The sequence below is a fragment of the Nonomuraea wenchangensis genome (genome assembly GCF_900111685.1).
Taxonomy (GTDB): Bacteria; Actinomycetota; Actinomycetes; order Streptosporangiales; family Streptosporangiaceae; genus Nonomuraea; species Nonomuraea wenchangensis.
The window spans coordinates 525,434-546,687 of the sequence record NZ_FOHX01000002.1; the positions used below are offsets into that span (position 1 = coordinate 525,434).

The 21,254-nt window shown below is 74.5% G+C and carries 13 protein-coding genes; 10 read left to right on the top strand and 3 right to left on the bottom strand.

What is annotated here, in order from left to right; all coding sequences use genetic code 11:
• Positions 1-3: 3 nt before the first annotated feature.
• From BMW85_RS06540 to sigJ, 3 genes are all read right to left on the bottom strand, one after another.
• Positions 4-1,131, bottom strand: a complete 1,128-nt coding sequence (locus tag BMW85_RS06540; RefSeq protein ID WP_218155687.1) for an ROK family transcriptional regulator — start codon at positions 1,129-1,131, stop codon at positions 4-6.
• A gap of 227 nt (positions 1,132-1,358) precedes the next feature.
• Entirely contained in the window at positions 1,359-1,532 is a 174-nt protein-coding gene (locus BMW85_RS49310) for a hypothetical protein (protein WP_177240522.1), read from the bottom strand.
• A gap of 81 nt (positions 1,533-1,613) precedes the next feature.
• On the bottom strand, positions 1,614-2,525 hold the full coding sequence (gene sigJ, locus BMW85_RS06545) for an RNA polymerase sigma factor SigJ (RefSeq protein ID WP_091078143.1): 912 nt from the start codon (positions 2,523-2,525) through the stop codon (positions 1,614-1,616).
• Positions 2,526-2,690: 165 nt separating this feature from the next.
• Between sigJ and BMW85_RS06550 the strand changes: the two genes are divergently transcribed.
• From BMW85_RS06550 to BMW85_RS49315, 10 genes are all read left to right on the top strand, one after another.
• Entirely contained in the window at positions 2,691-3,836 is a 1,146-nt protein-coding gene (locus BMW85_RS06550) for an amidohydrolase family protein (protein WP_091078146.1), read from the top strand.
• 71 nt (positions 3,837-3,907) lie between these two features.
• Positions 3,908-4,702, top strand: a complete 795-nt coding sequence (locus tag BMW85_RS06555; RefSeq protein WP_143082117.1) for a hypothetical protein — start codon at positions 3,908-3,910, stop codon at positions 4,700-4,702.
• Between the two features lie 87 nt (positions 4,703-4,789).
• Entirely contained in the window at positions 4,790-5,611 is an 822-nt protein-coding gene (locus BMW85_RS06560; protein ID WP_091078151.1) for an ABC transporter ATP-binding protein, read from the top strand.
• A gap of 48 nt (positions 5,612-5,659) precedes the next feature.
• A complete protein-coding gene (locus BMW85_RS06565) occupies positions 5,660-6,643 on the top strand; it encodes an ABC transporter substrate-binding protein (RefSeq protein ID WP_091078153.1) in 984 nt (327 codons plus the stop codon).
• Positions 6,640-8,760, top strand: a complete 2,121-nt coding sequence (locus BMW85_RS06570) for an iron ABC transporter permease (RefSeq protein ID WP_091078155.1) — start codon at positions 6,640-6,642, stop codon at positions 8,758-8,760. Before BMW85_RS06565 ends, BMW85_RS06570 begins: the two co-directional genes overlap by 4 nt.
• Before the next feature lie 32 nt (positions 8,761-8,792).
• Positions 8,793-9,683, top strand: coding sequence for an SseB family protein (locus BMW85_RS06575; protein ID WP_091078158.1), 891 nt, complete (start codon positions 8,793-8,795; stop codon positions 9,681-9,683).
• Entirely contained in the window at positions 9,680-10,084 is a 405-nt protein-coding gene (locus BMW85_RS06580; protein WP_091078159.1) for a UCP033725 family protein, read from the top strand. The genes BMW85_RS06575 and BMW85_RS06580 overlap by 4 nt, the downstream gene beginning before the upstream one ends.
• A gap of 95 nt (positions 10,085-10,179) precedes the next feature.
• Positions 10,180-10,584 carry a YbaB/EbfC family nucleoid-associated protein gene (locus BMW85_RS06585; protein ID WP_091078931.1) on the top strand — a complete coding sequence of 135 codons (405 nt, stop codon included), beginning with the start codon at positions 10,180-10,182 and terminating at the stop codon, positions 10,582-10,584.
• The gene (locus tag BMW85_RS06590; protein WP_091078160.1) at positions 10,581-10,925 is read left to right on the top strand and encodes a hypothetical protein; all 345 of its coding nucleotides are present in this window, start codon (positions 10,581-10,583) and stop codon (positions 10,923-10,925) included. Before BMW85_RS06585 ends, BMW85_RS06590 begins: the two co-directional genes overlap by 4 nt.
• A gap of 10 nt (positions 10,926-10,935) precedes the next feature.
• Positions 10,936-21,240, top strand: coding sequence for a WXG100-like domain-containing protein (locus tag BMW85_RS49315; RefSeq protein WP_091078163.1), 10,305 nt, complete (start codon positions 10,936-10,938; stop codon positions 21,238-21,240).
• Positions 21,241-21,254 lie beyond the last annotated feature (14 nt).

Genomic DNA, 21,254 nt, shown 5'->3' on the forward strand with positions numbered 1-21,254 from the left:
TGTCTACCTTTCGTACAAGAAACTGTCCAGGGCGACGGCGGCTCCGCCCACGACCCCGGCGTCGCCGCCGAGGGTCGGACGCTCCACCCGTACCATGTCGCGCAGCACGGGGAACACCTTGGCGCGCAGCGCGGCGCGCACCCGGTCGAAGACCGGCTCGGGAGCGGTGCGGAAGATGCCCCCGAGCAGGATCAGCTCGGGGTTGAGCAGGTTGACCACGCTGGCCAGGCCGGTGGTCAGGTGGTCGGCGACCTCGTCCAGCAGCTCGTCGTCCAGCTCGGCGAGCGGGTCGGGCGAGTGGCGGCCGAGCCGTTCGGCGAGGTACGCCTCCGACACGACGGTCTCCAGGCAGCCGGTCGCGCCGCACGCGCAGGTCCGGCCCTTCTCCCGTACGCGCAGGTGGCCGAGCTCGGTGACGCCGTACGCGCCGGGCCGGAACGGCTGCCCGCCGATCACCAGCCCCGCGCCCACGCCGGTGCGGACGTGGACGTAGAGAAGGGGGTCCGCGCCGCCGGTCGCGCCGTAGCGGCTCTCGGCGAGCGCCATGGCGCGTACGTTGTGGTCAACGACCGCGGGGACGCCGAGCGCGGGCTCCAGCAGGTCGGCGAAGGGCACGTCGCGCCAGCCGAGGTTGACCGACAGGACGTTGCGCCGGTGGCCGCCGTCCACCGGGCCGGGGGCGGCGACCCCCACGCCGAGCAGCCGCCCGTCGGGCAGGTCAGCGGCCAGCAGGGACGCCTCCTCGGCGATGCGGGCGACCACCCGCTCGGGCCGCTCGGCGGGGTCGAAGGCGAACGACGCGCTCCGCGACACCCGGGCCCTGAGGTCGCACAGCCCGAGCTCGACCGCGCCGGCGCCGACCCGTACGCCGATGACGTGGCGCGCGTCGGCCCTGATACCGATGCCCGTGGACGGCCGGCCGACCCGCTGGCCGGCCCCTTCCACCGCGCCCTCGGCCACCAGGCCCTCGTCGAGGAGCTGGCCGACGACCTTGGTCATGGTGGTGGCCGACAGGCCGAGCCGCCGCGCGAGGTCGGCGCGCGGCTGGACGCCGTCGTCGCGCAGGCTGCGCAGCACGAGCCGGAGGTGGTGCCTGCGCACGTCCTGGACCGGTGAGATCCGCTCGCCCATTGTCGCCCCTTAAGTAACTACTGGTGAGAAAATAACGCTTCCGCCCGTATTAGGCAATATGTCGCAAATCTGCAGCGTCGGGGGTCGTAGGCTGCCCGGGTGATCGGCGGCGGACCCGTACCGAGGTGGCCACGCTGCGCTTCCTCGCCCACGACCTGGGCCTCGACCTCGCGCCGCGCGTCCTGGCCGCCGACCTGGACGGCGGCCTCGTGGCGCTGGAGGACCTGTCACCGCGTACGCCGCTGGACGGGCTGCTGCGCGCGGACGGCCCGGCCCCGCACGCGGACCGGCTGGCCGCCTTCGGCCCCGGCTGGCTCTCGGTCGCCGATCCCGGGCCGGCCGAGGCGTACCGGCGGGCCCTGGTGACGGGCGTGCCCGAGGCCGAGGACGACCGCCGCCACGGCTTCGGCCTCGCCGCGGCCGGGACGCGGACCGGGAGTTCGGCGGGCTGCCGCCGTACACGCCGCGCCGCCGGTGACCGCTTACCAGCGGATCCCGGCCAGCTTGTCGGGGTTGGTCACCGAGTAGATGCCGCTGATCCGCTCGCCGTCGGGCGCGAGGTCCACGACGACGACGGCCAGCGGGCTGTCGCCGGAGAAGACGAGCGCGCACGGGTCGCCCGCCACCCGCCGGTAACGGAGGTCCAGGCCGCAATCGGGCAGCGTCGCGGCGACCGACATGAACAGCGCGGCCACCCGGTCCCGGCCGTGCACGGGACGCAGGCTGGTGGCAGGTCCCTTGCCGCCGCCGTCCGTCCACAGGGTCACGTCCGGCGCCAGCACCTCCAGCAGGGCCCGCAGGTCCCCGCCGAGCGCGGCCTCGGCGAACCGCTCGGTCACCCGGGCGTGGACGTCCGGCGCGGTACGGCGGCGGGGGCGGCGCGCGTGCACGTGGCGGCGCGCACGGGCGGCGAGCTGGCGGACCGCCGCCGGCGTACGGCCCAGCATGCCCGCGATCTCCGGATGGCCGAAGCCGAACACCTCGTGCAGCACGAACACCGCCCGTTCGAGCGGCGACAGGGTCTCCAGGACCACCAGCACCGCCATCGACAACGATTCGGCCCGCTCGGCGGCAGCGGCGGCAGCGGCGGCGTCCTCGACCGTGATCAGCGGCTCCGGCAGCCAGGGGCCCACGTACGTCTCCCGCCGGCGGCTCAGGTCCGCGCGGCGGGCCAGCGCCTGGTTCACCGCCATCCGCACCAGATAGGCCCGCGTGTTCTCGACCGGCCCCGCGGCCGGCCTGTCGCGGCGGGCGGACCAGCCCAGCCACACCTCCTGCAGCGCGTCCTCGGTGTCGGCGACGCTGCCGAGCATGTTGTAGACCACCGAGAACAGCAGCTCGCGATGGCCGAGGAACTCCTCGGTGGCGGTCGCGTCCGCTCCGGTCGATGTCATGGCGAACCTCCTCATCCGCCCCCGGAGAGCACCGTCACGCCGGAAGTGTGACATCGACGCCCGAGATGTGATCCATGCCACGGCCGTTCCCGACGATGTCACACCCGGCCGCCGGGATCCCTCTCCGGTGGCGTCCATGATTCACGACATCAGAGGAGATGTTCGATGCGTACGCTGATCCGCGACGTCCGGGTGTTCGACGGCGAGCGGTCCGTCCCGAGGACCGACGTGGTGATCGAGGGCGGGTTGATCACCGCGGTCGGCGCCGGCGCGGGTCGCCCCGCCGACGCCGAGGTGGGCGGTGCGGGCAGGACGCTCCTGCCGGGGCTGATCGACGCGCACACGCACGTGTTCGACGGCAGCCTGGCCCAGGCCCTGCGGCACGGGGTCACCACGGAACTCGACATGTTCTGCCTGCCGGGCATGCTTCCGGAGCAGCGCCGGCTCGCCGCGGAGAACGACGACGTGGCGGACCTGCGCAGCGCGGGCACCCTGGCCACCGCGCCCGGCGGGCATCCGACCCAGCTCCTGGCGGCCCTGGCCGGCACGGTGCTCGACGGCCTCGACGCCCCGGAGATCGACTTCGTGTCCGACCCCTCGCAGGCGCCGGCGTTCGTCCGGGCCCGGCTGGCCGAGGGGGCCGACTACCTCAAGATCGTCATCGACGACGGCAAGGTGCACGGCGCCGACCTGCCGGCGATGACGCCGGACGTCGCCGCCGCACTCACCGAGGCGGCGCACGACGCCGGGCTGCGGGTCGTCGCCCACGCGATCACCGCGTCCGAGGTGGAGATCGCGCTCGACGCCGGGGTGGACGGCCTGGCCCACGTGTGGACCGACCTCGCGCCCGGCGACGCGGTCTCCCGGCGGCTGGCCGAGCGGGTCGGCCGCCAGGAGGTCTTCGTGGTGACCACGCTCGCCTACTTCGAGGCGATCACCGCCCAGCACGTCGGGACCGCGGACTGCGCGCGGCCCGGCAGCTCGGTCAACGCCGCCGGCGCGCTGCGGGACCTGCACCGGGCCGGGGTGCCGCTGCTGGCCGGGACCGACGCCACGCCGTTCACGCCCGCCCACGGCGCCGGCCTGCACCGCGAGCTGGAGCTGCTCACCGAGGCCGGGCTCAGCCCGGAGGAGGCGCTGGCCGCCGCGACCAGCCTGCCCGCCAGGCACTTCGGCCTGGACGACCGCGGCCGGATCGCCCCCGGTCTCCGTGCGGACCTGGTGCTGGTCGAGGGCGACCCGACCCGTGACATCACCGCCACGGCCTCCATCGCCGACGTCTGGCGTCGAGGCGTGCGCCAGGCCCGCTAGGCGGGACCTTGCCGACACGCACGGATCGTGGAAACTTGAACCCTTCGTCCCCATCCGTCCGGGAGCCCTCCGTGCGTGTCGCCCTGCTCGTCCCCCTCGCCGCCCTTCTGTTAGGAAGTGCCCCCGCGGCCGCCGCGGCCCCCGAGGTGCTGGACTACACGTGCACCACGACCGCGACCGGCGACAAGCAGAACATCAAGCTGAGCGTCGAGCTGACCGTGCCGCCAACCGGCGGCGTCCAGCAGCACCTGACGATCGGCTGGAAGGGCTCCTACTCCGGCTCGGCGCAGCTCCTCGCGCCCGCGACCGGCCTGGAGGCCGGGCTCAACCTGTACGCCTACGCCGGCATCAGCGGCATCACCGGCCTGACCTCGGCCACGGGCGTCGCCCAGCTCACCGGCGTCACCCCCGGCGCGCCGATCACATTCCCCGCGACGACGGTCAACCTGACGACCACCCCGCCGCAGGCGGGCACGGGCAAGGTGCACGCGGCGTCCGTCAACTTCGGCCCCAGCCCGCAGGAGCCGGTGATCGAGTGCAAGCTCCCGAGCACCGCCACGCCCGCGGAGCACCCGCTGACGATCAGTGCCACGGGCGCCTCGCCCAGCCAGACCCCCACGACCACCCCGACCCCGACGCCCACTCCCTCGGACGAGGAAGAGGAAGAGGAAGAGGAGGAGACCCCCGAGGACGACGCCACCCCGGAGGAGAGCGACAGCTCCGCGAAGGTGCCGTCCGGCGGCGTCTCCACGGGAGGCGGCGGCGAGGCCGGTCCCGACGGGCGGGCGCTGATCCTGACCGGCTCCCTGCTGCTGCTGGCCGGGGGCACGGGCCTCGTCCTGCGCCGCCGCCGGCTGCCGTCGTGACGGTGATCGCGATTGTGACCAGGAGCACGTGACCAAGAGGGGGTCCCGGTATTCCGCGGCAGCGAAGGTTAGCCTAACCTTAGCTCCATGACCGAGGCGATCTCCCTCCGCGGCGCGGAGCTATGCCTGAGCTACCACGGCACCCCCGTCGTCCAGGACGCCCGCATCGCGCTCCGCCCTGGCCGCGTCACCGCCCTGGTCGGCCCCAACGGCAGCGGCAAGTCGACCTTGCTGCGCGCGCTGGCCCGGCTGCACCGCCCCGACAGCGGCGCCGTGACCCTGGCCGACGGCTCCTCAGCCCTTGACCTGACGGCCCGCGACTTCGCCCAGCGGGTGACGCTGCTCTGCCAGAGCCGCCCCACGCCGGGCGGCGTCCAGGTACGCGACGTCGTCGGCTACGGCCGCCACCCCTACCGCCGCCGCTGGCGGGCCTGCGACCCCGAGGGCGAGGCGGCCGTCGCCCGCGCGATGGAGCTCACCGGCGTCGCCGTCATGGCCGATCGTCCCGTGGACGAGCTGTCCGGCGGCGAGCTGCAGCGCGTCTGGCTGGCCACCTGCCTGGCGCAGGACACCGGCGTCCTGCTGCTCGACGAGCCCACCACGTTCCTGGACCTGCGCTACCAGGTGGAGCTGCTGGAGCTCGTCCGCGACCTCGCCGACGAGCACGGCGTCGCCATCGGCGTCGTGCTGCACGACCTCAACCAGGCCGCCGAGATCGCCGACCACGTCGTCCTGCTGCAGGGCGGCCGGGTCCGCGCCGAGGGCACGCCCGCCGAGGTCCTCACGACCGAGCTGCTCACCAGCGCGTACGGCATCCGGATCGAGGTCGCCCGCGACCCCCGTACGGGCACCGTGAGCACCCGCCCGGTCGGCCGGCACACCCGCGCGGCGGTCCCGGTCGTCGCCTGATCCCCCCAAGCCCCTTCTCCCCCGATTCACCACACGACAGGAAAGACCATGCGCAAGACCCTGCTCGCCCTCGCCTCCACCGTCCTGCTCGCCACCGCGTGCGGGACGACCGAGGCCCCCGTGACCGAACAGGCGGGGCCGAGCGGCAGTCCCTCCGCCGCCACCAAGATCACCGTGACCGACAGCCGTGGCAAGGAGGTCACCCTGGACCGGCCGGCGACCAGGGTGGTCAGCCTGGAGTGGGGCGAGACCGAGATGCTCGCCTCCCTCGGCGTCATGCCGGTCGGCGCGGCGGACGTGAAGGGCTACGCCACCTGGGACACCGCCGTCAAGCTCGACGACTCGGTCAAGGACGTCGGCACCCGGCAGGAGCCCAGCGTCGACTCCATCAGCGCACTCCAGCCCGACCTCGTCGTGATGGAGGCCGGGCGGGACTCGCCGCTGATCGGGCAGCTGGAGAAGTTCGTGCCGGTGCTGGTGACCAAGGGCAGCGACGGCGCCGACAACCTCAAGCGCATGCGTGACGACCTCGACATGATCGCCCAAGCGGTCGGCAAGACCGACCAGGCCACGAAGCTGATGGCCGACTTCGACGCCGCCATGGCCGCGGGCAAGCAGAAGCTGGCCGACGCGGGCGCGGCGGGCAAGCCGTTCGTCATGGCCGACGGGTGGAAGCAGGGCAGCACGATCTCGGTCCGCCTGTTCGGCAAGGGCTCGCTGGTCTCCGAGGTCGCGGGGCAGCTCGGCCTCACCAACGCCTGGACCGGCAAGGTGGACGAGCAGTGGGGTCTTGGCACCACCGACGTCGAGGGCCTGACCGCGCTCAAGGACCCCGACATCCGCTTCTTCTACAACGCCTCCGACGGCGACGACGTCTTCGCCGACGGGCTCGCCTCCAACGCCATCTGGAAGTCGCTGCCGTTCGTCAAGAACCAGCAGGTCCACAAGCTGCCCAACGGCATCTGGACCTTCGGCGGGCCGCTGTCGTGCCAGCAGTACGCCGACGCGCTGGTGAAGGCGTACGCGGGTTGAGCGACGCGCCACGACCCGGCTCGGGCGCGCCGGCCGGGCCGGTTCTCGCGCCCGAGCCGCCGGGCACGCCGCTGCGGCGGCTCGGCACCGCAGGGGTCTTCGTGCTCGCGCTGGCCGCCGTCGTCGTGGTGGCGGCCGTGCACGTGACGCAGGGCACCTCGTCGATCGGCGCGTTCGACCTGCTGGCGCTGCCGTTCGGCGGCGACGAGGAGGCCGCCCGCGTGCTGCTGGCCTCCCGACTGCCCCGGCTGCTCGCCGGGGTGGCCGTCGGCGTCGCGCTCGGCGTCGCCGGCTCCCTGCTGCAGTCGGTCGCGCGCAACCCGATGGCCGCGCCGGACACGCTGGCCGTCAGCTCCGGGGCGTACCTGGCGGTCGCGACGGCGGCGGCGTTCGGGCCGGCGCTGCCGCTGCCCCTGTCGGGCGGGCTCGCGCTGGTCGGCGGCCTCGCCGCGGCCGGGCTGGTGATGGCGCTGTCGGCGGGCGGGCGCGCCGGGACGACCCGGCTCATCCTCGCCGGTTCCGCCACCTCCCTCGCGCTCAGCTCGCTCACCAACCTCGTCATGATCCTCTTCGAGGAGGAGACCACCGGGCTGTTCGCCTGGGGCAGCGGCTCGCTGGTGCAGAGCGACTTCGGCGCCGTCGCCCAGCTCGGGCCGCTCATCGCGGCGGTGCTGGTGGCGGCGGTGCTGGTCGGGCCGCGGGTGGACATCCTCGGCCTGGGCGACGACACCGCCGCGGTGCTCGGGGTGAACGTGCGCCGGCTGCGCGGCCGGCTCGTCCTGATGGCCGTCCTGCTGGCCGCCGCCGCCGTGACGATCGCGGGGCCGATCGGGTTCGTCGGGCTCTGCGCGCCGGTGATCGTGCGCCTGCTGCCGAGGACCATCCCCGGCCTGCACCGCAACCGGACGCTGCTGCCGCTGTCCGGCCTCGCCGGCGCGCTGATCGTGCTCGGCTCCGACATCCTGCTGCGGGCCGCGCTCGGCGCGCAGGCCGGGGTCGAGGTGCCGCCCGGCGTGGTCACGACGATCCTCGGCGCGGGCGTGATGATCTGGCTGGCGCGGCGCTACCGGGACGCGGGGCCCACCCGCAGGCCGCCGGCCGTACGCACGGGCGGGGCCCGCAGCCGCGGGGCCTTCCTCGCCGTGGTGGGGGTCTGCGCCGCGCTGCTGGTGGCGGCGCTGGTCGCCGGCCTGCTCGGCGGCGACCGGTGGCTGCTCACCGGCGACGTGCTCAACTGGCTGCAGGGGCGTTCCGGACGGGCGCTCACGTTCGTGCTCGATCAGCGCTGGCCTCGGGTGCTGGCCGCCGTGCTGGCGGGGGCCGCGCTGGCCGTCGCGGGCGCCGCGGTGCAGGCCGTGTGCCGCAACCCGCTGGCCGAGCCGGGTGTGCTCGGCGTCACGGCCGGGGCCGGGGTGGGGGCGATCTCGCTGCTGGCCGCCGCGCCGCTGGCCGGCGTCTGGATGATGTCGGCCACCGCCGGCACGGGCGCGCTGGTCACGTTCGCCGTGGTGTACGCGCTGTCCTGGCGCGGCGGGCTGCACTCGGACCGGCTGGTCCTGATCGGCATCGCCATGCAGGCGGCCTGCACGTCGGTCACCGTGCTGATCATCGTCAAGGCCGATCCGTGGAACACCGCGATGGCGCTGACCTGGCTGTCCGGCTCCACGTACGGCCGGGTGCCCGCCCAGCTCGTCCCGGTGGTGCTGGCGCTGCTGGTGGCCGTTCCGCTGCTGGCCTGGCTCCGCCGCGACCTCGACCTGCTCGCGCTGGACGAGGACACCCCGCGTGTCCTGGGCGTGCCCCTGGAGCCCGTCCGCCTGGCCGCGCTGGGCGCGGCGGTCGTGCTGACCAGCACGGCGGTGTCGGCGGTGGGCGTGGTCGGGTTCGTCGGCCTCGTGGCGCCGCACGCCGCACGCGCCCTGGTCGGCTCGCGGCACGCGCGGGTGCTGCCGGTGGCGGCCCTGCTCGGCGCGTTGCTGGTGAGCCTCGCCGACACCCTGGGCCGTACGGTCATCGCCCCCGCCCAGGTGCCGGCCGGCCTGGTCACGGCGCTGATCGGCACGCCGTACTTCGTCTACCTGCTCTGGCGGGCCCGCGCCCAGGCCGACGCGAGCTGAGGCGTCCGGCCGAGCCGGGGCAGACTGGACAAATGACATCAACCGATCATCGACCGGCCGGCCCGTTCGAGGAACGGCTGTGGGCGGCTCACCAGGACGGGCAGACCGCCTTGTGCCTCGCCCTGCTGCGGGAGTCGGAGCTGGCGCTGCCGATCACCCCGGCCGCGGCGGCCGGGGAGGAGCCGCCCGCGTGGCCGACGGTCGCGGACGGGTCGCGTACGTGGCTGGTGGCGTACACGTCGGTGGAGGGCATGCGGCTGGCCACGGGCGGGGCGGCCCGGCACGCCCGGATCGCCTCGCCGGCCGAGCTGGCGGCGGGCTGGCCGGACCCCCGGTGGGGCCTGGCGGTCAACCCCGGGCTCGCCGCCGCCTTCCTGCTGGAGCCGGGGACGGTCGCCAGGCTGGCGGTCCCCACGCTCATCCAGGACCTGCGGCTCGCCCCTGACTCGGGGGTGCCCGCGGTGCAGAAGCTGCTCGCGCCCGCCGACATCCACGACCTGCTGACCGGCGGCGAGCCGCGGATCTCCGGCTACTGCCACCACGCGCTCGACGTCTCGCACATCGCCACGCCGGACGTGCTCGCCGCGGCGCTCGGCCGGCCTGACATCCTGACGGAGGACGGCTCGCTGAACGTCCTGCGCTGGCGGCCCGCCGGCCTGGAGCTCTACCTCACGCCCTACGGCGGCACCGACGAGGAGAGCCGCGCGGCGGTCGCCGGCTGGGTGGTCGAGGAGCCGCCGTTCGTCGGGATGGGCCTGGTGCCGAGCGTCGACCACGTCATCCGCGAGTACAAGGTGTACGACGTGCCGCTCCCCCACGGCGCGGAGATCTGGGAGCTGACCGCCAGGGGCACCGAGCACCGGCGCGCGCTGTACCACGGCGACCTGCGGCGATGGCTGCTCATCGGGACGCGGGCGGCATGAGCGGGAGCTTCTACCTGGCCCGCTGGCAGGGCGCCGACTACCTGGCCAGCCCGGAGCCGCACGCCATGGAGCTGTGGATCCGGCTGCGGAGCCCCGAGCCGCTGGACGGTTTCGAGGAGGTCGAGCCCGGCTGCCACGTCCGTACGGTGCCCGCGCCCGAGTGCGAGGCGGTGCACCTGGTGAGGACCCTGTGCCGCTGGCGGCAGGAGGCGTTCCTCGTACGGGAGGAGCGGGACGGGCAGGTGTGCCTGGAGTACCTCGGCGGCTCCGTGCTGACGGCGCGCGAACTCGGGCTGGAGCGGATCGAGCGCGGGGTTTACCGGCGGTGGGTGCCCCGGGAGGAGGTCTCGGAACTGCGCGAACACGCCATGCCGCTAGATGTCGGGATTCAACACTTTTGATAGACGTCTTGCCTTCTGCTGTTCATGTGACGGAAACTGATCGGTAACACGTGAGTGACATCGGGGACGCGTGAGCTTGGCAACGGGGGTTGTTGGTGGTCTCGTCGGATCGGCCGGACGCGGCGGCGATGCGCGCCTACGCCGACGAACTGCGCGAGATGTTCCGGCAGATCACCGACGCCGGCCAGGAGCTGCACGAGAAGGCCAAGTCCCTGCGGGCCACCGCGAAGTCCCGTGACGGCCTGGTGACCGCGACCGTCGGCGCCCGCGGCGAGCTCGTCGGGCTCGACCTCGACCCGCGCATCTACCGGCACCCCGACGCGCGCGCCCTGGCCCGCACGATCCTCGACACCGTACAGCGGGCCACGGACCAGGCACGCGAGCGCGTCGTGGAGGTCCTGGAGCCGGTCGTGCCACGCGACGAGCTCCTCGCCCACCTCGACGGCGACCTCGACACCGCCATGGCCCGCTTCGCCGACCGGATGGAGGGCAAAAGGTGAGGCTCTGGGACGGCACGCAGATCGCGAAGCCCGTCGTCTACCGCGGCATCACACAGTGGACCACGATGGCCGACGACCTGAACGAGGAGGCCACCCGCCTCATCGCCCAGGTCAAGGCCGCGCTCGCGGCCGAGCCGTGGGGCGGGGGCACCGAAGGCCAGTCCTTCTGGACCGCCCACTTCCGCGGCGACGGCCCCAACCGGATGCTCACCCAGTACGAGGACCTCGCCGAGGCGATCGCCGACGCAGGCACCAGGGTGCGCGCCAACGTCGACAACACCCTTCTCACCGACGCCGACATCAAGAACGACCTGCAGGCCAACCTGACGATGCAGGTCTGACCCCGGCGACGTGGCGACCAACAGCGGCGGCGGACTCACCAACCCCGGCAGCCAGAACGGCGGCGGCCTGCCGAGCGAGGCGGTCGCCGTACGCATCGACCGCGACGTCGAGCCCGTCTGGGAGACCGAGGCGCTGCCCGAGTGGGTGATCACCTGGCTCATCCCCATGCTGTCGGCCGGGCAGAAGTGGCCGGAGGCCAGCGAGAGCGGCCTGTCGAAGCTGGCCCAGGCATACCAGGCGCTCGGCTCGGGCGCCGTCTCCTCCGCGCCGGAGGCCGGAGCCGCCGCGCGCGTGGTCGCGACCGGCTGGGCCGCGCCCGCCACCGCCGACTTCGTCTCCAGGGCGCAGTTCCTCTACGGCCACGAGGGCGGACTGTCCGGCGTGGCGCAGAACGCGCACGCGTACACCCAGCAGGCGAACGACTTCGCCGTCGAGACCCAATACTCCAAGCTCTCCATCAACGTCGCCTTCTGGGTGACCGTCGTCGCCATCGCCATCGCCCTGTACGCCGCCTTCTTCACCGCCGGCTCCAGCACCGCGATCATCGGCCCGTACGCGGCGGCGGCCCGCGCGGCCATCAGCCGGATCCTCGTCCGGCTCGCCATGGTGGGCGGCAGGCAGCTCGCCGCCCGGCAGCTCGCCCGGGTGACCGTGCTCAGCGGCGCCACCGGGCGCGGCCTCATCACCCGGCTGCTCGCCTCCTCGATCGGCCGCGAGCTGATCGAGGAGATCGGCGAGGAGGTCTTCCTCGACGCCGTCGCGCAGTACCAGCAGATGAAGATGGGCACGCGGCAGCAGTGGGACTGGGACAAGACCAAGGCCGCGGCCATCGGGGCGGGCGGCGGCGCGATCGTCGGCACCCGGCTGGCCGGGCCGATGTCCCGCGTCACCCGCAGCGTGCCGGGGTTCGGCGGGCGGGCGCTCACCACCGGCCTGACGAACACGATCGCCTCGCCGGTCGGCAGCTTCATCGCCAACGGGCTCGTCTACGGGCAGTGGCAGAACCCGTTCACGCCTGACGCCCTGCTGGGGGGCTTCTTCGGCGGTGCCGGGCGCACCGACACGATCAGCCCGTTCAACCCCGACGTTTACACGACGCTCGCGCATCCGATCACCTCGCTCGCCTCCGCGTACGACGCCGCCGCCCGCGCCGACGCCGCCCGCGCCGGTGGCGCCCCGCCCGGGGACCCGGCGGCCGGGAGCCCGGTCAACACCGGGCCGAGCGGCAGCGGGCCGAACGGCGGCGGCGACCCGGCCGCCGCCGCCGCCGCCGGACGCCCTGGGGGCGCGGACCCGACGCAGGTCCGCAGCACCGTCTCCACGCCCGGCCGCGCGCCGGCGAGCCCTCTCGCCACGAACGACCTCACGGGGAACGACGGCGCCCGGCGGACGGCCACCGGCGCTCCGGACGCCGACCCGTCCACCCAGCGCCGCCCCGCCAGGACCGCCTCCCAGCCCTCGGTCCCCGACCACCAGCCCCAGGCGCCCGCGACACCGGAAGCGGACGGCTCCGAACCCCGCCGCACCAGGCAGCAGCAGCACCAGCCGGCAAGCCAGCCCGACCAAACCACCGCCCCACAACCGGACCCCACCACCCAGCCGGACACCACTCCCGCCCAGCCGGACGCGACCACCGCCCAGCCGGACGCGACCACCGCACCCCAGCCCGACGCCACCTCCACGCCGCAACCGGACAGCACCCCCGCCCAGGCCGAGGCCGGCACCGCACCGCAGCCGGACGCCGCCGCCGCGTCCCAGCCCGACGCCGCCTCGGGGCCGGAGACCGCCGCCGCGCCGCAGCCGGACAGCGCCGACGTCCAGCCGGCGGCCACACGGCTGGCCGACGACGTGAACCCCGCCGGCGCCCCCGTGGCCTCCGTGACGCCGGGCGCGCGGGCCCGTACGGCGCTGATCGGCGCGCTCACCACCGACTTCCCCGGCGCGGTGATCGGCCCGGCCGGCGACCTGCTCGTCCCCACGGCCGACGGCGTGCGGACGATCCCGGTCGCCACCATGAACCGCATCAGGACCGCCCTCAACACCCGCGCCACCCAGGTGGAGAGCCTCGCGGACCTGCAGGCCGAGGCGTCCGCCCTGCTCCTGATCTCCCAAGCCGCGGCCGACACGGAGACGACCCCCGCCCCGGCCCCCGACGCCGCCCCGGCCGCCGCGACCAGCAAGCCGGGCACGGTCACCTCCCGCCCGACCCCCGGCACCCGCTACGTCACCGACGGCCGCCAGGGCCCCGACCTGACCCTCGACGAGGTACGGAACGCGGTAGCCGAGCTCCTGGCCCGCCACTTCCTGAACCAGGGTGTGCTCAGCCTGACCTGGTCGCAGGACGGCAGCACGCTGGTGGTCGAGACCCGCGAGCACGGCACCCACCACTTCCGCCCGGTCGTGGGCGGCCTGTCGCCCGACCTGATGGGCCAGACCGACCTCGCCCAGGGCGACGACGTCGCCCATGGCACCGACGAGAACGCCCCGCACGTCGTCCACTTCAACCCGAGGGTCGCGGACGACCAGCTCTCCCGGGTGTGGCTGCACGAGATCACCGACACCCTCCAGGCGACGCAGGAGGGGCACGGCCGCCGTCGTGGCCGCCGCAAGGCCGAGGCCACCGAGAACCTGTGCGTCGCGGCCCAGCTCAACGAGCTGGCCTTCCTGTCCGAGAAGTGGCACCAGACGTCGGATCTCCAGGAGAAGCGCCTGCTCGCCGTGGACATCGACGGCCTGTCCCGGCAGCTGGCGAAGGAGGTCCAGACCCTGCCGCCTCCGCCCTGGGCTCCCGCGCAGGGCACCCGGACGCAGCAGACGCCGCCGTTACCGGGCACGAACCCGACCATCCAGCAGGTACGCGACACCCTCCAGACGCTCACCCACGCCGAGGAGCAGCTGAAGCTCCAGATCGCCGCGAAGGAGCAGAGCTCCGAGGAGGCCCGCGTACAGGCCCGCCAGGCGACCCGCCGGGCCAGGAAGGCGCTCAGGCAGCACGACGAGGCCCGCTTCGAGCGGGCGCGCAAGGCCAGGCAGGAGAACCGGGTGCACCGGGCCACGCAGGCCCGGCACGCCAGGATCGCCAAGGCGTACCGCGCGGCCCTGGAGCAGGCGGCGGAGACGCGGCGGGCGTACGAGCGGGCGCTGAAGGCCATGACGTACGCCGCGCAGGGCCGCCCGACGCCGCCCGGCGACGTCCCCATCGCCACGGTGGCCGGATGGCAGACCGCCAGGGCTCTCGACCAGCACCAGAGATACCTGGACGCGATGGCCGCCGCCCTGCCGGACCCGGACACCCTGCCCGGCGCGATGCCCACGGGACGGCTCGCCCACCTGTCGGCCCTGACCTCCACGGTGAACGACCTGCTGGCGCGGCACGGGTCCGCCCACCGCTTCACGCCGGACGGGCTGGAGCGGGCGCTGCGCGCCGACTTCCACCAGACCGTCTCCCCCGACGGCGTCGTGCTGCGCGTGGGCCAGGGCGCCAAGGCGGTGGAGGTGCGGGTCCGGCTGACCCTCAGTGACCTGGTCGAGGTGCTGGACCTCGGCGTCAAGGCGTCGGAGATGATGGTCGGCCTGTTCTTCCAGGCTTCCCACATCGTCTCGGCCACGGAGGCGGGCAGCTTCGGGCTGTCGCGCGGCTTCAACACGGCGGTCCTGGCGCAGCTCCTGCCGGAGGGCGAATGGCCGCGGGCCGTGATGGAGCTGGTGGGCGTGACCCTCGGCATGGGGAGCGGGCGCAACTCGGCGGCGACGGGCGGCGCCGGCGTGTTCGCGCAGGGCGGCGCGGTCGCCGACAACCGGAGCGAGTCGCTGCTGTTCGACGCCGCCGCGCGCTGGACCGTCGACATCCAGACCAGCGAGAGCGGCGGCTGGCGGGACACGACGGTGGTCGACTCGGGCGCGCCGGGCGACTCCGCCTCGCAGCGGCTGTGGGTCTCCCACTCCTACACCGACGCGGCCCCGCGCAAGCTGGCCTGGATCGCCGACGACCAGCGGGACCCGCGGATGCCCAACCACGTCCTGGTCAGCGCCATGACCGGCATGGACGACGCGCTCACGGACATCATGGAGGCGGCCGGCGGCGAGTACGCCAAGGTGGGCAGCAGGGCCCACGGCGAGCTGCGCACGTTCATGACCGAGCTGTCCCACCGGCTGCGCGACGCGGCCACGCCGGAGGGGCTGGAACGGGTCTTCGGCGTCAACGGCGAACCCGACCTCCGGGTGACCGCGCAGACCGAGGTCGTCCTGGTGGCCGCCGAGCCGGTGGGCGGGCGCACCGCCGAGGAGTGGGAGGAGGAGGTGCTCGTCGACTTCGCCGCGACGCCCGGCGGCACCTCCGCCGGCAGGTCGATGGAGTTCAGCGCCTCGGCCGGGCTCAACCTCGACGCCTTCCAGGGGGTCAACGGCCCCGGCGGCTACGCGCCCGACATCGGCCCGAAGGCCAGGGGCTCCAGGTCGGGGGGCCGGTCGTACTCGGCGACCGCGAACAAGCAGGCCATCTATCCGAGCGTGCACCGCAAGACCAGCCCGAAGCAGGCCTACCGCCTGGAGACGCGGACGACGTTCACCGTGGAGCGGATCGGCCGCCGGCCGGTCAAGCTGCCGCCGGTGCGGAGCACGGTGCTGGTCAGCATGCGGGAGTCGGCCGCCTACCGCTACGGCCTGCCCGTGGACCGGGCGGCGCTGGTGTACCGGAACGGCCGGCCGCTCATCGGCGCGGACGGCCGCGAGGTGCTGCAGGGCGATCCGCGGCCCGACCCGCCGCCCGGCAGGGAGCCGGAGCTGCCCGAGTGGCTCGGCGACGGCCCGGAGCAGTTGCGCGGCGCGGGCCCCGCCCTCGTCCAGGACATCGACGGGCTGGACGCGGTGCGTAAGAAGGTCATGGAACAGCTCGCCACGCGCGGCCTCATCCCGAAGACCGTGAACGGCGTCCCGGAGTACTCCTCCGACCGCCTCGAACGCGCCAGCCAGATACTCAACCGGCAGGAGGTCCTGGAGCAGCTGTCCGAGCACCGGATCAGGTCGGCGTACGACGCGCTGGCCCAGGCCGAGCAGGACGGCACCGGCGGCCTGGTCGTCGACCTGGTGATGAACAGCCTCAACGGCACCTCGGAGCACTACATGCTGCGCCTGTCGCTGCGGCAGGACTTCGGCGACGTGCTCTACCTCGGCTACACCGACTCGGAGACGGTGGTCAACCTCGGCATCGGCTCCGACACCTCGGGGCGCGGGATCAGCAGGTCCCGGACGTACGCGGGCGGCGGCTCCGTCGCCGTGGGCGACGGCCCGGAGCAGGGCCAGGACGGCCTGGCGCACGAGGTGGGCGTCAACGCCGGCGGCAACGCCACCCGTACGGTGGGCTCCAGCGCCGGCAGCACCGTCAACGTGGTGACGCTCCAGGAGACCACCGGCCCGGCCGCGATCTTCTCCCTGGCGCACGACCTGAAGGTCGAGCTGGTGCACAAGGGCAAGGCCGAGACGCTGGCCACCGGCCGGGGACGGGCGAAGCTCCTGTTCGCCGCGGACCTCCTCCCGCCGGACACGAGCGCCGGCGCGCCCGCGCCCGTGTCGGCTCCGCTCGGCCCGATGCGGGGCCGGCTGCTGTCGCGGGCCCGGCTGCTCCACATGGACGTGCGGGGGCTGATCCCCGCCGCGCAGCAGGTGCTGCCCGAGGCGATGCGCGGGGACTCGGCGGCCTTCCAGCACATCGCCGCGTTCCTGAACGTGCGCAACCTCGTCGCCCACCCCAAGCTGCTGAACCGGCCGCTCACCACCGATCTCGCGGTCCGCCCCCAGGGGATGCCGACGCGGTCGGCGCTGTCGGTGTCCGCCGAGACCGGCGAGGCAGAGGTGCTGGCCGTCGTCGACCAGGTGAACGGCAACATCCTGTTCGGGCTGAACAGCGCGGGCGTCTCCTGGGGCGGCTCCTCCGGCGTGAACGTCGGCGCCTCCGTCAGCGGGGCCGACCTCGACGACGGCGGGACCTCACGGGACGGCGGCGGGCTCACGCTGCCCTCCCGTTCGGGCGGCACCTCCGAGTCCACCTCGCTCCTCGACATCTGGGGCACCGAGGAGCTGACGATCGAGCACGGCCGCCAGTACATCGTCCGCGCCCCCGTGGACCTCACGCTGACGGGGGCGGAGAGCAGGCTGAACCCGCTGCCCACCGACAGCCGGATGCCGCTGGGCCAGGTCAGGACGGCCGACGCGCACGGGACCGCGCTGTTCTCGCTCCCCGAGTACGACGCCCTCCTCATGTACGCCGAGGGCGACATCGCGCTGCCCGGCCGGCTGGTGGGCGACGCGGTCGAGCGGTTCCTCAACGGCAGCCTCACCCTCGACCAGACCCTCGCCGTTCCCCTGGTGCAGCGTTACCTCCAGGACCTCACCGCGGCGCGGGCGGCCGGCACGGACGTGGGGTACGCCGCCCGCCACACCCCGGAGGCCCTGCTCGCCAAGATCAGAGAGGTGACGGGGCTCGGGCCGGCGGCGACCACGGCCCGGCAGGGCGGCGTGGACCAGCAGCTCGACGAGGCGCTGCGGGACGCGGCGACCCAGATCGAGAACTCCAGGGACGTCGTGCTCGCCTCCTCCTACGACCGGGCGGCGGGCATCGGCGCCATGGAGTCGCTGGCGCTGCTCGACGAGCAGGGCAAGGCGGTCAACCCGCTGAATGCGGTGCTCGACGCGGTGAACGCCGCCTTCCCCGGCGTGACGGAGGCGAGCCCGACGCTGCGTGAGGAGGTGAAGGTCGACTTCTCTCGGGACGCGGTGGTCATCCACGTGGCCGACATGTGGTCGCGGACCGGCTACGAGAGGACCTACCACGTCCAGGGCGACGCGCAGGCGTCGCGAGCCGAGGAGGTGACGGTCCGGGCGCGGCTGGTGTACGACGACGAGGGCGACTCCCGGCGGGGCCGGCTGCTCTCGCACACCTCGCAGGCCGGCACCATCCTCCAGTACTACCGCTACACGGACCGGACCAGGTCCGCGTCCTACAACCGCTCCTACTCGGGCGGCCTGGACTACAACGGCGCGGACAACGGCGACGGGCAGGGACTCGGCCTGTCGACGGACCTCAGCCAGTCGTACTCGGTGTCGGTGAACCAGCAGGACGTGCGGCTCCTGCGGATGAGCGTGTTCGTCGGGCACCACCGGGTGGAGCAGACGCCGAGGCTGATCATTGAGGTGGAGCGGCGGCAGGTGCGCAAGGGCAAGGTCGCCACGGCCACCGCCAAGCTCCTCCGCAGGGTCCGCTACGCCAAGGCCGTCTACACCACCAAGCTCGTCCGGCGCATCCCCACGGGCATGGTCGTCAGCGCGGCCCAGGACCCGGGCCCGGTCGTCCTCACGATCGACCCGCGGCGGGCCGAGCCGCATCCCGGCCTCTTCCCGCAGGGGCTCTGGGAGGCTCCGGACAAGCCCACCCTCTTGGAGACCGTCACCGCGCAGTTCACGAAGATGCTGGGCCAGGCCGCGGTCGAGGAGCGCAAGAACGAGCTGACCAGGCGGCTGTCCCTCTCGGGGCTGCTGACCTCGTTCGAGCGGATGGCCGCGCCGGAGGGGCACGTCGAACGGGTGTCGCGGCTGAAGTTCAAGGACCAGGGCGCCCGGGTACGGATCCAGGCCCGCCTGTCGGACCTCACCGTCGTCGCCGGGCCGTACGAGGCCGAGAAGGGCGAGGTGGACCGGGCGGCCGACGCCACGAACACCACCGTCTCACGCGGCCGGAGGATGCCCGTCGGCGTGGGCGGCAACGCCGGCCACGCCGACACCGGCCTGGACGGCAGCATACGGGCGGGCGAGCAGGCGTCCGAGAGCGTGTCCGACCACCACGGGGCCCGGCGCGAGCGCAGCAAGTTCGAGAAGGGCCGCCTCTACAACGTGCGGCTCCGGGTGGACTACGACCTCACCTTCGAGTACGTCGCCCGCCTGCGCGGCCAGGACGAGCGGGTCGTCGGTGACCCCGTGCGCCTGCCGAGCGCCACGAGCGGCGAGGTCGAGGTGACGCTGCTGGAGCACGAGCTGGCGGAGCTGCGGTCCCGGATGGAGAACGGCGTGCGGCTCACCCCGCCGCCCGTCGCCCCCGACCGGGCGCGCGCCTTCGTGCCCACCCAGAACGTGCGCGGGCTCGTCCAGATCGTCGAGGCCGCCCGCCTGGCCGCCCGCGAGCGCGGCGAGGCGGTCCGCGTGGCCGTCCGCGAGAGGAACGGCGTCCACCGCTACCTGGCCTTCCCCGACGGCTCCCTGCTCAGCCAGGCCCCGGACGGCGGGTTCGCCCAGGCGCTCGCCACCGTCCCGCCCGCGGTGCTGACCGCCGCCGACCGGATCGGCCTCAACCTGCGCGAGGTCTTCATGACCTCCGGCGTGCCCGGCACGTTCACCCAGCAGGTCGTGGCCGAGTTGACGGCGCGCGGCACCTTCGTCGTCGACGGCACGGCGGCGTGGCCCGTCCAGCACGTCAGCGGGCAGGCGGCGGTCGGCGGCAGCGTCGGCCAGGGCATCTCGGCCGGCGTGTCCTCGCCCGCCATCGAGAACACGCCGCTGGCCAGATCGGGCCGCCCCGACGGGGACCCCGACCTGACCCTGGCCGAGCTGCGCGCGCAGCACGTCACCGCCGCCGACCTCGGCGGCGCCGCCTCCCGCGTGACCTGGAGCGGGGACGACTCGGTCACCATGCGCTTCGCCGCCGCGCCCGACCAGCACGTCCACGTGGTGGTGGGCGAGCCCGGCGCGGGGCTGAACGCCTCCACCGAGCTGCGCGCGGGCACGCCGGACGATCCGCACATCCTGCGCGTCTGGCCGCGCGTCCACCCGGACGTCGTGTCGTCGGTCCTGGTGCACGAGTACTCGCACCTCGCCCAGGAGGTGGCGGCGACCGCGGCGGGCGCGCCGCAGGGCGTGGTCAGGCCGTCGCTGTCGCCCGGCCAGGCGGAGGGCACGGACCTCTGCGTGATCCCCCGGCTGGACGAGCACGCCCACCTGTCGAACAAGTGGCGGGCGACCACGGACCCGGCCCGGCGGGCGCTGCTCGCCGACGCGATCGACGCCGTCGCCACCGACCTCGAACGCCGCGGCCACACCCCGCCACCACCGCCCTGGGGAACGGGGCCGCGCGTGCCCGTGGCCGACCGGTCGCAGGGGCGGATCGCGCGGCTGCTCAACGCCGAGATCACGGCGGGCCTCGACACCTCGGCGGCCGGGCTGTCCCGGCTGGCCGAGATCGCCGGCGTCGCCGGGCTGGCCCAGGTGCCGGGCCGGCCCGGCGATTTCACCGTCACCACGCGCGGCGGCACGTTCACCCTGGCCCTGGAGCCGGCGCCGGCGGGCACGACGGAGGTACGTGTCACCGAGGACACCCCCGGCCGCCTGACCCTCCGCGTCCCGGCGAACCCCGGCCACGAGGCCACCGTGTCCGTGGCCGAACACCTGGCCACCCACGCCGCCACCACCAACCCCACGAACGAGACGACGGCGGCGGCGACGTTGGCGCGGATCCGGGGCCTCGCGGTCGCGGTGAACGAGGGCGGGCACCGCGGCGCCGCGGCGGCGTTGCGGGCCGAGGCGGAGCGGGCGGGACTCGCGCCGGGACAGCCCGGCGCGGCGTCCGCGCTGCTCGCGCTGGCGCGGACCGGCGCGCTCACCTCCCCGCACGTCGCGGCGATCAGGAACCGCCCGGCGCTGCCGGAGGCCGCCGCCGCCCAGGCTTTCGTGCGCGGCGCCGCGCTGATGGGCGCCCGCGTCCACCTGTACGGCCCGGACCTGGCCGACCTCGTGCTGCCCGGCCGCCCGCCGATCCCCGTCGAGATCCGCCCGGACAACTCAGGCACGCCCGATCCGGGCGTACTCACCGTACGGACCGACGCCACCCGCACGGTCGGCGCGAACGAGCGCGCCGCCGCCGCGACCGCCGCCGCCGCGGTCGCCCGCGCGCAGGGCCGACCGGACGCCGACCTCGCGGCGCTGGCCGAGGTGCACGAGGCCGTCCGCCAGGTACGCTCCGCCACCGCCGCGCAGCGCCCCGCCCGGCTGGGGGTGCTGCACGACCTGCTCGCCGCCTCGGGCCCCGGCGTCTGGCGGCTGATCGCCGCGCCCGTCGCGACCGAGCTGGGCACCCTGGCGGCGGACCCCCGCCCGGTGGACCGCCCTGCCCGCTACGCGAGGGCCCGCAGGCTGGCCGACACGACCGGCTGGAACCCGCCGGAGCCGGAGTGCACCTGCCCCGACGGCGAGCCGTGCCGCTGCGGCCTTCGTCCGGGCGCGCGCCAGCGCCCCTGGCCGCGTCCCGACGAGCAGCAGCGGATAGGGGCATGAGCGGCCCCACGGGG